Here is a 15,043-nt window from a genome sequence, read left to right as displayed (position 1 = left end):
AGTATGTATGACAATAAAGAACTTAAAAGTTTTAATGAAAAAATAGTTGAAGAAGTAAAAGCACAGGTTATATCTGATGAAGATGGTGCTGTTCCTGTACAGCTTTTTACTGAAAATATCCTTGAGATGCTTTCAGATGCAGGGGAGACTGAAAACTATAGGTCCTGCTATGATGAGAAGGTAACAAAAAGAGGAGTTGAGCATCAGATTAATGGATATGCACTATATGAAAATTATGAAACGCTTGATCTTTTTATAACTATTTATTCAGGTAGCGATGAGGTACAATCTATTAACAAGGCTGACTTATCAAAATCTTTTAACAGGCTTGAGAAATTTTTCCGAAATGCAGTTTATGGTGATTACGTAAACCTGATAGAAGAAAGTTCAGAAGTATTTGATCTATCTCATACCTTATCAAAGTCTAAGGAAGTAAAGAAATTCTTAACCAGGGTAAATTTATTTTTAATAACCAATGGCCAGGTAAAAGCTGAGTTCAAGACTAAAGAAACTATTGGGGGGTATTCAGTCTTTTACAGGGTAATTGATTTGGCATACATACTTAATATTACTAACCATGATCGCCTTCCTTTAGAAATCGATTTTCAAAGTGATAGAGTCGAGGTACCCTGCATAGGCAGTAACGAGAATAATGAACTGTACCATTCTTACCTGGCAATAGTACCTGGGAATGCCTTGGCATCAATCTATGAAAAGTATGGCCCCAGGTTGCTTGAGCAAAATGTAAGATCCTTTCTTCAGTTTTCCGGAAAGATAAATAAGGGCATCAGGAAGACAATTCTGGATGAGCCTCATATGTTTCTGGCCTTTAATAATGGCATTGCGGCTACTGCAGAGTCTGTGGAAATTATTGATACACCCCAGGGGAAGGCTATAGGGAAAGTGAAAGATTTTCAGATCGTGAATGGTGGTCAGACAACAGCTTCTATATATCACACGTGGAAAAAGAATAAGGTAGATATATCTAAGGTTTTTGTTCAGTTGAAACTGAATATAATAAATGATAAGGAAAACTTTGCTGAAACTGTTGGCAGGATAGCTGAATATGCGAATACCCAAAACAGGATATCTGCTTCCGACTTAAGTAGTAATAAAGAGAATCATGTAATTCTTGAGAAGCTTTCGCGTACCACTTTTGCAGCACCTAAAGATGGAGAGTTGCATCAGACCCGATGGTTTTATGAAAGATCCAGAGGCCAATACCGGAATGAAAAGAACAGGTTTGGTACTACACCGGCAAGAAGAAAACAATTTGATAAACAAAATCCGCGTACCCAATTAGTTACTAAAGAATTTCTTGCTAAGTATATAAACTCTTACAAAGAAGTTGCATCAGGAAAGAAGATTTTAATTGGCCCTCATATTGTGGTAAAAGGAAGTCAAAAAAACTATGCCCAGTTTTTAATGCATAACTTCAAAAATAAGCCTGATCAGAGTTTCTACGAAGACGCTATTGCCCAGGCTATTTTGTTTAAGACTGCAGAGAAAATTTATGGAGTAAAGCCAAATGCTTTGGGTGATATGCGATATATAACTGTTCCGTATGCAATTGCTTGGCTTGGCTATAGACTGGAGTACAAACTAAATCTTCATAAAATTTGGAAAAAGCAGGAAATTAGCTCCTCCTTGAAGGAGGTGATCAAATTAGCCTTGGTTTGTATAGAAAAATATATAAAGGAAAAAGCTGATGGATCACTATACGGAGAGTGGGCGAAAAAGGAAGTATGCTGGCAATCTATTAAAAGTGAAAGTTTTGACATATCCCTTGAGGATATTAAAGAAGAATTATACACAGATGATGACTTGAATAAAAGATATTCTGAAAGTCTGGATTACGAAGAGTACAAGGTTAGGGAAGAAGTAGAAAGAATCAAATCTGTAAATCCGGAGACTTGGGGAAAAATAGAAAGCTGGGGCCGTTTAGCTAAAAGCCTGTCTACTTACCAGGGGAATATAGCATATAGATTAAGTAGAAGTAAAAAACACAATGGAGAGCTTAGTGAAGTTGAAATTCGTGTAGGTAATGAAATTTTGGACGTAGTTGTTGAACAGGCTAGTGAACTTCTCTTTGATGTTGCAGAGGATTCCCATGATGAAGTAAGTGTTAGCCCTGCTGTAGAGATATCACCTGAACTAGTGGAATCAATTGTGAAGTGGGATAAAAAAAACAGGCGGTTGCAAGATTTTGAATTTATTTTCATGCTGAAGCTGATGAAAGGAGAGAAGGAATTAAATGACTATAATAAAAGTCTGGCTTTAAAAAACTATTATAAAGTTAAACGCTTTGGTTTTAAGTTAGAAGCTTAATCTTCCACATCTGAGGAACCGCGACGAAGGAGCGGCGGGCACGCCCAAATCCTACTCCTTATCTGATACATTCACTGAGGGCTATAGCTAAAAGAAGGTGCTGGTGCAGGCGCTTTGGTAATACTGGTGCTTATGAGATTATATAGTACCCGGGTATGATGAATAATATACGGGGAATCATTTATCTTAACTGAAGGATAAGCTATTAACCTTAAAAAAATATGTCAGCAGCCTGGAGGTTTTATTCATTTGATGTGGACCGCTTCGAAAAGGAGGTGGCAAACCCGGACAAGGGGCCTGATCTGCTACGGCAGCATCTGGAGACTGTGGCAGCGAATGGGGAGGAGCACCTGAGTGCGGCCCAACTGCAGCACCTGAAAGGGGCGCGCCTGGACTATAAGCAGTTGGAACAGAAGGAATGGAAATGGCTGGACCTGTACTACCACCGCGCGATAGATACGGGCGGGGAGGTGCCGGGGGTGATACCGGCAGAGGAGGAGAGCTACGAGTTTGCTCATAATAATGTGTGGGCGGAGCTGGAAGGGCTGATCGGGATAAACAGGGGTGGCAAGGCGGTGGTGGAGGCACTATTGAACATGGGCCGCAGGCACGGCTACACTCCGGTAAAGAGATCTTTTTTTGCCAGGCTATTCGGCGGGGGCACGGCGGGCTACTGTGACTATATGATTACGTATGGGGAGGAGCTAAAGGAATTTGTGGCAGGGCTGGACAATGCCTTCAGGGCTGAGGTATATAACCTGCCGGAAGAGGACTTTGGCAGCAAGGAGGAGATAAAAAAGGACTTTTACGACCCCTTTGCGCGAGCGCTGGCAGCCAGGCGGGGTATAGTGGGGACCTTTGGCTAGACAAGTGCGTGCCGGGCGAAGTGTAGAAGGAAAACAAAAAAATGGAGGCCGGAGCCTCCATCATTATTATATCTTTAGCCTCAGCACATGGTAGAGCAGGCCATGGGGTCTCCGAAAGTCGGACCACCCCGAAATAAAACACGCCTTCGCGTTTTTATTTCCCCCCTCCTAGAATAGGAGGAGAATTACTTGTACCTATCGCTGCAGAGCGCCATATTTTTAAAAGCAACTTATTCATAATCAGCAAAATAGAAGCTTAGCTATGCCTTAATAAAAAGCCTCTACTCCTCTATACGCTTACCCTTTTCATCGAATTGGTTTACGCGCTTTTCGCCGTCGGCATTAAGCAGCGTCTGGGTTTTTACCTTCTCGGTGCCTTCGTAGTACTCGTAGGCATCGTAGCCCTCGAGGTCGCCATCGATATACTTTTCGAACCTGGCAAGGCGGCCTTCCTCATCATAGTGAGCCTTGTAGTAGGTAGGGTAGTCGCTAAGCTCGCTTTCCTGTATCTCCTTCTGCGGCTTTTTGGGGACGCTGTAGCTTCCCCAACTGGCAAAATACTTGACGCTGTTTGGTTCGTTTTTCATATTGTGTTTGCAGCTAGTAAGGCCCAGAGACACTAGCAGGATGATGGCAAGCCTCCTGATCATTTCTTTTTAATACTGAGGTTAGACTTCTTCAACATGTCTTCCTGGAAGGTGTGACAGTTTTGCCCCCATCCGAAGGTCCAGCGCCACTCGCCGCTATAAGCTCTGGCAAATGAGCGCATGTCTGCCTGTATCTGGGTCTCTGTTTTACTTCCGTCTGAAAATACCTCGTACTCATCGCCGGTGGTATCTCCGTGGTGGGGGTCTTTAGTGGATGAACCGCCAAAACTGGTGATACCGTTTAGCTCACCGTCGGTGCCAAAAAGGGTGTCTCCAAGCCCTACCGGGTTTTTGGGCCACCATCCGTAGCTCTCTGCGGGTGACAGGTTCGTCCACCAGTGGCCGTATTTATCCTCGGCCCCCAGGTCTATATCCTTTCTGAAGACGGTAATGTTTGTTAAAGCGGTCTTAGTACCGGTTTTTTTCTTGGACTGGGCCACGTTATTTCTGCTGCCGGTACTGGTAGCGTTTTGCTGCTGGCTCTTCTTTGTTTTCATGAGGATTCAGGTAAAAAGGATGATTGATTAAGCGTAAAGGCCAGTACGTACTGCTGGCTTATGGCAAGGATGTTACTTAGTATAGGATCGTAGCCATTGTTCTGCACGGGCTTGATGATATCCCGCGAAACGAGGGTATACCGGTTTTGGTAGATATGGCCGATATGCTCGGCACGCAGACCCAGGTGCTGCCCCGCCACCAGGTACAGAAAAGTCTGCCCGGTAGGCAGAAAGGAATCGGAAGTGGGTGACTTAACGACACCAAAGTGGTACTTCTGAAACTCGCCTTTGGACAGGTGCGGGGGCAAATGACTGATGGGGGTTTCGCTGGTCTTTTTGTGAAGGAAGACGGGGTACAGGTGAGGTACGAGTACCAGGATAAGCAGAAGCCGCTCGGCGGGGCTGAGCTGGTTTTCACTGATGAAATCTGCCAGGACACTGCCGGCGGGCAGCTCGGGCGGAGCAATAGCCTCAAAATCGGCGCCTTCGTCCTTAACGCGGGCCTCTATGACACGCGACAGCCAGTCGATCTCGGCCTGCAAACCGGTGATATAGTCTTTACTCACAATATGACGGAATGGATTCCCTTTTATTGATCCGATCCTGAATTTAATAAGCCTGTACGAATCTTTAAAAATGACTACTCCGTAGGGACGTAATTTTTGGGCGGCATGATTATAGGATTAATCCTTGTTGAGATAGTTAGTTGCTTACAGGATAGGACCTGCGGACTTGGATTATTTACTAATTAGCTAAGGATGAATAAGCTAACATTCCTGCAGAGGGCATCTGCCGGGGATTCGGGTAGGTGTAAGAACAGGCTTTTTTCTACAGGACGTTTTGTAAGAATGGGGGGGGAAATGCCGGAAGCAGGTCACCCTCATTTTAAGAAAAGTACACTGACGCTAACCTGCGAGGGGCGCGGGCGGGAAGTTGAAAACCTCTTTTTCCGCTTACCGGTTGCTTACCAGAGGCATAGCAGCTAATTTATCAGTGAAACCAACCCAAACCTTGTGAGTACACAATACATTTTAGCACTGGACCAGGGCACCACGAGCTCGCGGGCGATACTTTTTGACCATAGCGGAAAAATAGCGGGCATAGCCCGGAAGGAATTTAAGCAGTACTACCCCCACAGCGGATGGGTGGAGCACGATGCGGAGGAAATATGGCAATCGCAACTGCAGGTGGCCCAGGAGGTGCTGAAGGAGACGGGTACGGCGGCCGGGCAGGTGGCGGCGATAGGGATCACAAACCAGCGGGAGACGACCATTGTGTGGGACCGTGATACGGGAAAGCCTATACACCGGGCCATCGTATGGCAGGACCGCCGCACGAGCCAGGTGTGTGACCGCCTGAAGGCAAAGGGGCTTACGCGCAGGGTGCAGCAAAAGACGGGGCTGCTGATAGATGCGTACTTTTCGGGAACGAAGATAGCGTGGCTGCTGGACCATGTGGAGGGTGCCCGGGAAAAGGCGCGGCAGGGCAGGCTGGCTTTTGGCACCATCGATAGCTGGCTGGTGTATAACCTGACGGGGGGCAAAACGCACGTGACGGATGTGACGAACGCGAGCCGCACGATGCTGTACAATATCAAAGAACTGAACTGGGACGAGGAACTGCTGGAGCTGCTGCAGGTGCCGGAGACGATGCTGCCGGAGGTGGTGGCCTCATCAGAGGTGTATGCGCACACCCTGCACAGCCTCTTTGACCGGGAGATACCGATAGCGGGTATGGCAGGCGATCAGCAGGCAGCGCTCTTTGGCCAGCTATGCACAGAACCGGGGATGGTGAAGAATACCTACGGCACGGGCTGCTTTGTGGTGATGAATACGGGAGACAAGCCAATCTCATCTGACAATAACCTGCTAAGCACCATTGCATGGCAGATAGAAGGCAAAACGACCTATGCGCTGGAGGGGAGTATTTTTATAGCAGGCGCGATTGTACAGTGGCTGCGGGACGGCCTGCACCTGATAGAGGACTCGGCAGAAATAGAGGCGCTGGCAAAGACGGTGAAAGACAACGGGGATGTGTACCTGGTACCGGCCCTGACAGGACTGGGGGCGCCGCACTGGGACCAGTATGCGCGGGGCGTCATCGTGGGGCTTAGCCGCGGTACGGAGGCGGGCCACATCGCGCGGGCGGCGCTGGAAAGTATGGCGTACCAGACCATGGATGTGATGCGGGCGATGCAAAAGGATGCGGAAATGCCCTTTAAGGAGCTGCGCGTAGATGGCGGGGCGAGTGCAAACGACCTGTTGATGCAGTTTCAGTCGGATATACTGGACCTGGTGGTGAAGCGACCGGAGGTGATGGAGACGACAGCCCTGGGGGCGGCGTACCTTGCAGGGCTGGCGGTAGGCTTCTGGAAAGACCACGAAGACCTGAAAGCACAGTGGCAGGCAGACCGAACGTTCACCCCGGAGGAGGGTTTTGATGCGGGGCATCTGCTCTCGCGATGGGATGAGGCGGTGGGCCGCTCTAAGAACTGGGCGGCGCGAAACTGAGAAGATACCTGATTCCGTATATAATAAACCATACCGCGGTGATACAAAAAAGCACCGGACTACCCGGCCTGAAAAGAAAAAACCACTACCCGAAAGACATTCACTCTAACCACTAATTTTTTAACAGAATACTATGAAGCTGGACCGTGAGATCATGCTGGACACGCTGGAGGACTTTGAGAGCGTGTGGGATGTAATAGTGATTGGCGGCGGCGCCACAGGGCTGGGCACTGCCGTAGAGGCCGCCAGCCGGGGCTACAGTACGCTGCTGCTGGAGCAGGCGGACTTTGCCAAGGGTACAAGCAGCCGCAGCACCAAGCTGGCCCACGGGGGGGTACGCTACCTGAAACAGGGAGATGTGAGCCTGGTGATAGAGGCGCTGGAGGAGCGGGGCCTGATGATGCAGAATGCGCCGCACCTGGTGCGTAACCAGGCCTTTGTGATCCCTACCTACGACTGGTGGGGTGGCCCCTTCTACACAGTGGGGATGAAGGTGTATGATATGCTGGCGGGAAAGCTGGGCCTGGGGCCCTCCAAGAGCCTGAGCAAGGAGGAAACGCTGGAGCTGATACCCACGGTGAAGCAGGAGGGCCTGCGCGGCGGGGTGATCTACTACGACGGACAGTTTGACGACTCGCGCCTGGCGGTGAACCTGGCGCAAACCTGTGCGGAAAACGGGGGCACGCTGCTGAACTACATGAAGGTGACGGGCCTGCTGAAACGTAAGGACATGGTGAGCGGCGTGGTGGCGGAAGACCTGGAGACGGGTCGCTCATATAAGATAGAGGGCCGGGTGGTGATAAATGCCACGGGGGTGTTTGTGGATGACATCATACAGATGGACGAGCCGGAGGCGAAGCGGATGGTGCAGCCGAGCCAGGGGGTGCACCTGGTGCTAGACAAGAGCTTCCTGCCGGGAGACTCGGCGATCATGGTGCCTAAGACGGCGGACGGAAGGGTGCTGTTTGCGGTGCCCTGGAATAACAAGGTGGTGGTGGGCACCACGGACACGCCGGTGAAAAACGTGACGCTGGAGCCGCGGGCGCTGGAGGAGGAGGTGAACTTCATCTTGCAGGAGGCGGCGCGCTACCTGACGAAGGACCCTAAGCGCACGGATGTGTGCAGTGTATTTGCGGGTCTGCGCCCGCTGGTGAAAACGGAAGACGGGGAGAGCACGGCAAACCTGAGCCGGAGCCACTCCATCATAGTATCAGTCTCCGGCCTGGTGACAATAACGGGAGGCAAGTGGACGACGTACCGGAAAATGGGCGAGGATGCCGTGGATAAAGCAGCGCTGATCGCGGGGCTGGAGAGCCGCCCGAGCCGCACCCGGGAGCTGCGTATACACGGCTGGCTGAAGCACCCAGACCCGGCAGACAGCCTCTTCTTCTACGGCTCGGACGGGGTGGCTATCCGCAAAATGATGGAACGGAAGCCAGAACTGGAGGAGCAATTGCACGCGAACTTACCCATAGTCAAAGCGCAGGTGGTATGGGCAGCAAAAAGCGAAATGTGTCGTACCGTGGAGGACTTCTTGGCGCGCCGCACGCGGGCGCTGCTACTGGATGCCCGCGCTAGCCTGGAAATGGCCCCGGCAGTAGCGCAGATAATCGCCGACACACACAAACGCGACGAGGCCTGGCAAAAAGAACAGGTGGCACAATACCGTAAGCTGGCGGAAGGGTATATTCTTAATGAGTGAAGGATTGAATTGTTGAATAATAGAGTTATTGATTTACAGAATCGTAGAGACGCGATTCATCGCGACTTGTGGCGGATAGCACGAGGATACCAGAGTTATAAGTTTTGAGTGGTAAGTTTTTAGTTGCGAAGCGGTGCGTGGACGAAGATGGGTAATGATAAAGTAGTTTTAAGTGCTTAGTTATTAGTGGTGAGTCGGAGGAAATTTAATTTGAATAGCACACATCTGTAGAGGCGTCCCATGGGGATGCCTTTGGTACGATTCATCGCGACTTGTGGCGGATAGCACGAGGGTAATGATAGAATAATTGAATAGGGTGGACATTTCTGCCTTACTCCCACTCTATGCCGTTGTACTTGAGGTAGTCTTTGATCATGCCCATGAAGCGGATGAGGTAGTTCTCTGACAGAAAGACATTGGACCAGTTATCGAAGCGGCGGCTCTGTACGCCAAGGTAGAATATCCATATGCTGAGGCTGGACCAGGGCAGGAGGGCGATCTCCTCATCGCTGAGGCTGTTGGTACGGGTATAGCCCCTGAGAAAGGCGGCTTTCTTGCCTTCGTACACTTGCTTGTCGGCTTCCTGAAAGTACATCTGCGTCAGGAAGTAGGCCACATCGTGCAGCAGCCAGCCATTGCCACAAAAATCAAAATCGAAGAAGGTGAATGTCTCCTCGGGGGTGATGTTCATATTATCATACCAGATATCCAGGTGCACAATACCGCTACGCAGCTTAGCCTGATCTGCCTGGCCGAACAACTCACTGATCTTATCGCCGGAGCGCCTGATGAACTGCATCTCGTTATTTTCCGCACGGAAAAACCGCCCTGCATAGGTGTAAGGATCCTGGGCCAGGGTCCTGGCCGTATAGGTGATGCGCTGTACCTCCTCCCCTTCCGTAGCAGCATGCCAGCGCCCCATAGTCTCGCCCAGCCGCTCGCAGAGGCGCTCGCTAAAGTGCCGCACCTTTTTGCCCTCCGCAAAGGTAAAGAGCATAGCAAAGCGCTGCCCCTCGGGAGCTTCCAGCGTTTGCAGGTAGTTGCCGTCCTTATCAGGCATCGGCAGGGACACAGGCACCCCGGCCCTATCTGCCATCTGCAGCACCCGTATTTCTTCCCTTATCTGCGTTTCGGTACGCCACTGGTAGCTGTATATCCTGAGCACAGACTTCTCGGCCCCTGCCGTTACAAAGTACGAGTGGTTTATGCCGGTACGAAACAACTTCACCTCCGGTGCCTGCGAAAAGGGGTATGCCTCCCCCAGCCATTCGCTAAGTGCTTCGGGTGAAATAGTGGAGTCGATTACTGGAAGGGCCGCCATGGTAGTTCAGGTTATTTGAGGGAAATGGGCGACGAAGATAATAGATAATTATTGAGATGCTGAGTTATTGAGTTTTGAGTGATGAGATGGGGAGTAATGAGTGAATTTTGAATGAGTGAATGAGTGAATGTTATCAGTAATTGAGTAACAGAGTCATCGAGTTCTGAGTGATGAGTGTTAAGTTTTTAGTTAGGAAGCGGTACGTAGACGGAAATGGGGGTGATAGAATTGTTGAGTAATTGAATAACAGAGTCATCGAGTTCTGAGTGATGAGTGTTGAGTTTTTAGTTCTTTAAAGAGTTTACGTAGACGCTACTGCCTGCACACAGCCTCCTTTCACCCTCAGAAATAATCTATAGCACGAAAATTCCCCTCCTGATCTCAGGCAGGGGACAGAATGAAAAAGGTGCCACACTTTTTCTTTCAGGGAGGTCCGACATTCGGTGGTCCCTGCAGCGTCTGGCAGCCCCCACCGGGACACTTAGGCTTGGTATTAATGAGTGAATGGTATCAGTCATTGAGTAACAGAATTATTGATTTACATAATCGTAGAGGCGCGATTCATCGCGACTTGCCTCGTCTACCTCATTGATGAAAAACAGCACTGGACTTGCAACAAAAAAGTGGACAGAAACTTAAGCGGCAATCGGTATTTGATTTAGTTCGTATTCTTTCTGTTTAGGAGTTTTATAGCCTAGTGCTGAATGAAGCCTTTTCCTATTGTACCATAGCTCTATATATTGAAAGAGAGTCGCGTTTATCTGTGTTTTGGATAGTTTGGGTCGTCCGTATATTGCTTCCACCTTAAGGCTCTTAAAGAAGCTTTCTGCCACTGCATTATCCCAGCAATTAGCTCTTCTACTCATACTTTGCCTGACAACCTTCAATGACTTTAAATAGCTTCTAAAAGCTGTACACGCGTACTGAACGCCCCGGTCTGAATGAAAGATCATATTCTCTTTAGGCCGCCTGTTGGTGATAGCCATCTTTATAGCTGGTAATACTGTTTTACTTGCGTGCATCGAGTTGGCAATCGACCAACCTATAACCTGTCTGTCAGCCAGGTCCATCACTACCGTCAGGTATCGCCAGCCTTCCTTTATCTTAATATAAGTAATATCTGATACCCACACTTTGCCAGTCTCTTCAACGGAAAACTCCCTGTTCAATAGATTAGGAGACAGTCTAAAGTTGTGTTTGCTGTCAGTAGTTATTCTGAACTTCTTTTTGTGCCTGCTTCTTAAAGCTAACTTCTTCATTAGCCTGGCTACTCGAGGTCTGGATACCTTAATACCTTGCTCCAGAAGAGCCATGGTCATTCGGGGCGAACCATAAGAACTATCACTTTCGATATAGAGCTTTTTAATGTGCTTAGTCAGCTCCAGGTTTTCTTCTGACCTTTGTGAGGCAGGACTACTCAGCCATTTATAATAGCCACTTCTGCTAACTTTAAAGCATTTACACATCTTCTCAATGGGAAATTGGTGGCGGTGATCAGCTATGAATTGGAAGATCTCCCATCGTTCTTGGAGAAGATGCTTATGGCCTTTTTTAAGATATCACGCTCCATCTTAGCATCCCTTAACTCCTTTTCCAGTTGCTTAATCTTCTTCTCTTCAGGAGTTAATTTAGCCTTTCCATGACCAGGAAAACTCTTGTCAGAACTTCGTTCATACTCACTGCGCCATCTATAAATCAACTCTGGACGAAGGCCGAGGTCATTAGCCAGTTCTTTGATATTATCCCGCTGATAGCTCATTTCTACTACTTCCTTCTTAAAAGCAGCATCATAACTCTTACGTTCGTAACTCATATTCTAAAGGTAATAAGATCACCCTTAACTTACTGTCTACTCAAATGTAGCAACTCTAGACGCAGGACGGATCACCGGAAGACAAAAGTCAGGGTCGGGGGATGTCAGTGGAATAATGAGTGAATTTTGAATGGGAGAATGAGCGAATGGCATCAGTCATTGAGTAACAGAATTATTGATTTACATAATCGTAGAGGCGCGATTCATCGCGACTTGTGGCGGATAGCACGAGGATACCAGAGTGTTGAGTGATGAGTGGTAAGTTTTTAGTTGAGAAGTGGTAGATAGACGGAGATGGGGAATAATGAGTGAATTTTGAATGGGAGAATGAGTGAATGGTATCAGCCATTGAATAACAGAATTATTGATTTACATAATCGTAGGGGCGCGATTCATCGTGACTTGTGGCGGATGGAGCTATGGCTCTGTGCTTTTCTCCATGGTGACGACCTGTACCTTATCTGCATAGCTGCTGCGCCTGGGTATGATGGCCAGGGTAGTAAGTACGCCGGGGTCTATCCTGAGCTGGCCGGAGTAGAGCACAAGAGGTGAACCGGCGTAGCGCACTTCCACTTCGTAGCTCCCGGGTTTTATGGATTTCATATCTGTGGTTTTCGGGTAGGCCGCTTTTCCCACGGACTTCATGCCTTCTTTTTTCCTTATAAATACTTCCAGGGGGGCAAAGCCGGGCGTAAGATGAGTGATCTTAAGCTGGCCGCTCTCCTTTGCCCCTTCGAAGCGGTCGCAGTAAGTATTGAGCATCGGCAGAGCGCCGTTTGCGGGGCTGCCGGTAGCGCCTTCGAATACTTCCAGCAGCTGCGCCTTCGTAGTGAGTCGCTCCGTCTCCCGCTGTTCCTTGGCAAGGCCCCTGACGGCAAGCGTAAAGCTACTCCCCTTGCCTATACCCAGTTCGGTGGTTAGCACGAGCCTGTCTTTTGCCTTTACCCGGACCTTAGCCACCCCCTCAGGCACCTCCATATATTCCCCATAGCTGCCATAGTCCAGTTTGGTGGAGTGGGTGTTACCCTCCCCGTCTGTAAGCTCTATGGTGGCGGACGCCGGCCCCACAAGAAAGTTTGCCAGCCGTACCTCTACCGGCGGCTTGTCCTTTTTGGTGCCACAGCCTGCCACCATGCATAGTCCGATGAGTAAAAAAAGCAGCTTAGTCCTGGTCATCTTTGGTTCCGGTTATTTTTAACAGATAAGGGCGGCCGAGTATGATGAGTAGTGAAACCACTACCAGGCCGGTAAGGGCTATGGGTTTGGTAATGATGAGCCTGCCTATGAGCGCCAGCCCGATGAGTAGGGTAAATGCTATGCCTGTAACGGGTATCCACCGGCGCTTCTCCAAATTACGGTAAGCCAGCAGGTTTACCGTACCGAAGGTGATCAGGAAGACCACGCTGGCCGCCTCCACCAGGGCAGAGAGGGAGCCGATCACTGCCAATATACCGGCCAGGCTACCGATGAGGATCACCGCCCGGTCGGGTACATCATTGCTGTTGGTATGTGAAAACCACTGCGGCAGTTCCTTACGGTTAGCAATGCTGCGGCTCAGGGAGGCGGTGGAAAACAGGGTGCTGTTGATGGCCGCCGTAGTCGCAAAACCTGCGGCTATGGTCATGACCCACAGGCCTGTCTGGCCAAAGGTTTTCTTAGCAGCCACAGAAAGGGCTACCTGCTTAAAGCTGACCAGGTCATAAGCACCGCCGAGCATGGTGGCACCCACGCTCACGATAATGTAGATAAATATGACGCAGCCTACCGCAGATACCAGGGTGGGCACAAAGATCTTTTCCGGGTTTTTGATCTTATCGTACTCATAGGTAAGTAGCTGAAAGCCCTCATAGGCCATGAAGATGGCCGCTCCACCTATAAGGGAGGCCCAGGCCGGCTTTGGGGCTATACCCGAGGTAAGCTGGTGGGAATCCCACTGGGTAAGGCCGTAGATGCCCAGCCCCAGCAGTATGAGCAGATTGACAGATACAATGGTAATCTCCACCTTGGTCATCTTACCCACACCAGACAGATTCAGCATAATGAGGCCAATGGTGATGCCTATAGCCAGTCCCCGCGTAAGCATGGGGGTACCATGAAAGGCAAAGGAAAGATAATGGCCAAAAGCATAGCAGTACACGGAGATGGTAAATATGTAGCCGAGGATAAGCAGCCAGGCTATATTGCCGCCAATGTTCTTATCGTCCAGCTCCTCCAGAAAACCGAAGGCACCCCCGCTTTCATTAAACTTATTAGACAAGCTGGCATAGCTGTAGGCTGAGGCGAGGGCTATGATACCTGTGAGCAAAAAGCCCAGCCAGGTCCACTGCCCGGCGGCGGCAATGACCACCCCTAATACGGTATAAATTCCTCCACCTACCATACCCCCCGCAGCCAATGCCCATACGGAGGGTACACTTAGTTTGGAACTACTCATTTAATCCTTTTATGAATGCTATAGTGTGTTATCAGGTTCTATAACAGTCTTAAAATCAAATTGTGAGCAATAAAAAAGAAACCCGGCACAGGGCTGTGCCGGGCTGTCATGGCTCCAATGGTTAAAGTTAGATTTTGCGATGCGGAAGGGTCATCATCCCAAGCCCGGCTACCTTTGGCTGGCACCGCAGGCAAGCAGGCCGTTACAGCAGGACAGGCCCATCCGACAAAATATTTTCACCATTATTTCTTAAAAATATACAATAAAACAGGTAAATAAAAAATGATGTAAGAATTGAATGCAGATTAATCAAATTATACTATTAAAACCTGCATCAGAATTGAAATACGAGGGACATGCCACCGGGGTACGGCCTGAGGGCTGTAAGAAATGGCGCCAGGTCCTGCCCGTGCGTATTATGAATGTAAAAGAGAATGGCATCGAAAGCCAGCAGGAAACCGCCCTGCAGAACCAGCGAACGGCCATACCCGCGCCAGCGGTCCTCATCCAGCCGCTCCCCTCTTTCCTTCAGGTAAAAGCCCCCGGCCATGTAAGCCACATCCAGCCCGGCATTTACCAGCAGTAGTTTTTTCACCCCGTATTGCTCCTGCATGGTCTCAAACAGAGAGAAGGCGGCCGGATCTGCTGTGGCGGCGCCGTAGTAGCCAAAGCCTGCCAGGGCCAGGTTCACCACGTTCCAGTAGGTATTCATCTGGTAAAAATACTTGTCCGGACCGGAGGCATTCCGGCCCAGCAGCGGACTACCCACCATGTTGGCTACCGCCCAGCCGCCGAGCACCAGCATACCCGTTTGCGTTATATCCAGGCGCTTTTCATTGTATGATTCTAGTGAGGGGCTTACTGACTGGGCCATGACAGTGGCCGCAAAAATACACAAGGCAAGGGTGAGCAGGGTTCGCTTCAT

13 protein-coding genes are annotated in these 15,043 nt (G+C 49.4%); 4 read left to right on the top strand and 9 right to left on the bottom strand.

Annotation, left to right across the window (positions count from 1 at the left end; all coding sequences use genetic code 11):
- The first annotated feature begins 3 nt into the window (after positions 1 to 3).
- Complete coding sequence (locus AB9P05_RS13340; protein ID WP_371909320.1) at positions 4 to 2,328, top strand: AIPR family protein; 2,325 nt, start codon at positions 4 to 6, stop codon at positions 2,326 to 2,328.
- A 221-nt stretch (positions 2,329 to 2,549) separates the two neighbouring features.
- Positions 2,550 to 3,194, top strand: a complete 645-nt coding sequence (locus AB9P05_RS13335; protein WP_371909319.1) for a hypothetical protein — start codon at positions 2,550 to 2,552, stop codon at positions 3,192 to 3,194.
- A 281-nt stretch (positions 3,195 to 3,475) separates the two neighbouring features.
- Here AB9P05_RS13335 and AB9P05_RS13330 read toward each other — a convergent pair whose 3' ends face one another.
- From AB9P05_RS13330 to AB9P05_RS13320, 3 genes are read right to left on the bottom strand one after another with little or no spacing between them, the layout of a single operon-like run.
- Positions 3,476 to 3,781, bottom strand: coding sequence for a DUF6156 family protein (locus AB9P05_RS13330; RefSeq protein WP_371909318.1), 306 nt, complete (start codon positions 3,779 to 3,781; stop codon positions 3,476 to 3,478).
- 59 nt (positions 3,782 to 3,840) lie between these two features.
- A complete protein-coding gene (locus AB9P05_RS13325; RefSeq protein WP_371909317.1) occupies positions 3,841 to 4,338 on the bottom strand; it encodes a hypothetical protein in 498 nt (165 codons plus the stop codon).
- Positions 4,335 to 4,904, bottom strand: a complete 570-nt coding sequence (locus AB9P05_RS13320) for a hypothetical protein (RefSeq protein ID WP_371909316.1) — start codon at positions 4,902 to 4,904, stop codon at positions 4,335 to 4,337. Before AB9P05_RS13320 ends, AB9P05_RS13325 begins: the two co-directional genes overlap by 4 nt.
- Positions 4,905 to 5,351: 447 nt before the next feature.
- Here AB9P05_RS13320 and glpK point away from each other — a divergent pair, with 447 nt between their 5' ends.
- Together glpK and AB9P05_RS13310 are read left to right on the top strand one after the other, a co-directional pair.
- Entirely contained in the window at positions 5,352 to 6,848 is a 1,497-nt protein-coding gene (gene glpK / locus AB9P05_RS13315; protein WP_371909315.1) for a glycerol kinase GlpK, read from the top strand.
- A gap of 133 nt (positions 6,849 to 6,981) precedes the next feature.
- The gene (locus AB9P05_RS13310; RefSeq protein WP_371909314.1) at positions 6,982 to 8,550 is read left to right on the top strand and encodes a glycerol-3-phosphate dehydrogenase/oxidase; all 1,569 of its coding nucleotides are present in this window, start codon (positions 6,982 to 6,984) and stop codon (positions 8,548 to 8,550) included.
- Between the two features lie 331 nt (positions 8,551 to 8,881).
- Here AB9P05_RS13310 and AB9P05_RS13305 read toward each other — a convergent pair whose 3' ends face one another.
- The 6 genes from AB9P05_RS13305 to AB9P05_RS13280 all read right to left on the bottom strand — a co-directional run bounded on the left by AB9P05_RS13305 (position 8,882) and on the right by AB9P05_RS13280 (position 15,043).
- Positions 8,882 to 9,871, bottom strand: a complete 990-nt coding sequence (locus AB9P05_RS13305; protein WP_371909313.1) for a phosphotransferase — start codon at positions 9,869 to 9,871, stop codon at positions 8,882 to 8,884.
- A 635-nt stretch (positions 9,872 to 10,506) separates the two neighbouring features.
- Entirely contained in the window at positions 10,507 to 11,373 is an 867-nt protein-coding gene (locus tag AB9P05_RS13300; protein WP_371911355.1) for an IS3 family transposase, read from the bottom strand.
- The gene (locus AB9P05_RS13295; RefSeq protein WP_371909312.1) at positions 11,370 to 11,684 is read right to left on the bottom strand and encodes a transposase; all 315 of its coding nucleotides are present in this window, start codon (positions 11,682 to 11,684) and stop codon (positions 11,370 to 11,372) included. The genes AB9P05_RS13300 and AB9P05_RS13295 overlap by 4 nt, the downstream gene beginning before the upstream one ends.
- A 417-nt stretch (positions 11,685 to 12,101) precedes the next feature.
- Positions 12,102 to 12,860 carry a hypothetical protein gene (locus AB9P05_RS13290; protein WP_371909311.1) on the bottom strand — a complete coding sequence of 253 codons (759 nt, stop codon included), beginning with the start codon at positions 12,858 to 12,860 and terminating at the stop codon, positions 12,102 to 12,104.
- Complete coding sequence (locus tag AB9P05_RS13285) at positions 12,847 to 14,118, bottom strand: APC family permease (protein WP_371909310.1); 1,272 nt, start codon at positions 14,116 to 14,118, stop codon at positions 12,847 to 12,849. The genes AB9P05_RS13290 and AB9P05_RS13285 overlap by 14 nt, the downstream gene beginning before the upstream one ends.
- A gap of 334 nt (positions 14,119 to 14,452) precedes the next feature.
- Positions 14,453 to 15,043, bottom strand: coding sequence for a hypothetical protein (locus AB9P05_RS13280; protein ID WP_371909309.1), 591 nt, complete (start codon positions 15,041 to 15,043; stop codon positions 14,453 to 14,455).

It is taken from the genome of Roseivirga sp. BDSF3-8 (genome assembly GCF_041449215.1).
GTDB lineage: Bacteria > Bacteroidota > Bacteroidia > Cytophagales > Cyclobacteriaceae > JBGNFV01.
Note: the sequence above shows the minus strand (reverse complement) of the source record. Positions and strands in the feature narration are given on the sequence as shown.

Bases quoted from the DNA above. Each gene is read 5' to 3' on its own strand.
- AB9P05_RS13340 (WP_371909320.1), top strand. From the start codon at position 4: ATGTATGACAATAAAGAACTTAAAAGTTTTAATGAAAAAATAGTTGAA.
- AB9P05_RS13335 (WP_371909319.1), top strand. From the start codon at position 2,550: ATGTCAGCAGCCTGGAGGTTTTATTCATTTGATGTGGACCGCTTCGAA.
- AB9P05_RS13330 (WP_371909318.1), bottom strand. From the start codon at position 3,781: ATGAAAAACGAACCAAACAGCGTCAAGTATTTTGCCAGTTGGGGAAGC.
- AB9P05_RS13325 (WP_371909317.1), bottom strand. From the start codon at position 4,338: ATGAAAACAAAGAAGAGCCAGCAGCAAAACGCTACCAGTACCGGCAGC.
- AB9P05_RS13310 (WP_371909314.1), top strand. From the start codon at position 6,982: ATGAAGCTGGACCGTGAGATCATGCTGGACACGCTGGAGGACTTTGAG.
- AB9P05_RS13305 (WP_371909313.1), bottom strand. From the start codon at position 9,871: ATGGCGGCCCTTCCAGTAATCGACTCCACTATTTCACCCGAAGCACTT.
- AB9P05_RS13295 (WP_371909312.1), bottom strand. From the start codon at position 11,684: ATGAGTTACGAACGTAAGAGTTATGATGCTGCTTTTAAGAAGGAAGTA.
- AB9P05_RS13290 (WP_371909311.1), bottom strand. From the start codon at position 12,860: ATGACCAGGACTAAGCTGCTTTTTTTACTCATCGGACTATGCATGGTG.
- AB9P05_RS13285 (WP_371909310.1), bottom strand. From the start codon at position 14,118: ATGAGTAGTTCCAAACTAAGTGTACCCTCCGTATGGGCATTGGCTGCG.
- AB9P05_RS13280 (WP_371909309.1), bottom strand. From the start codon at position 15,043: ATGAAGCGAACCCTGCTCACCCTTGCCTTGTGTATTTTTGCGGCCACT.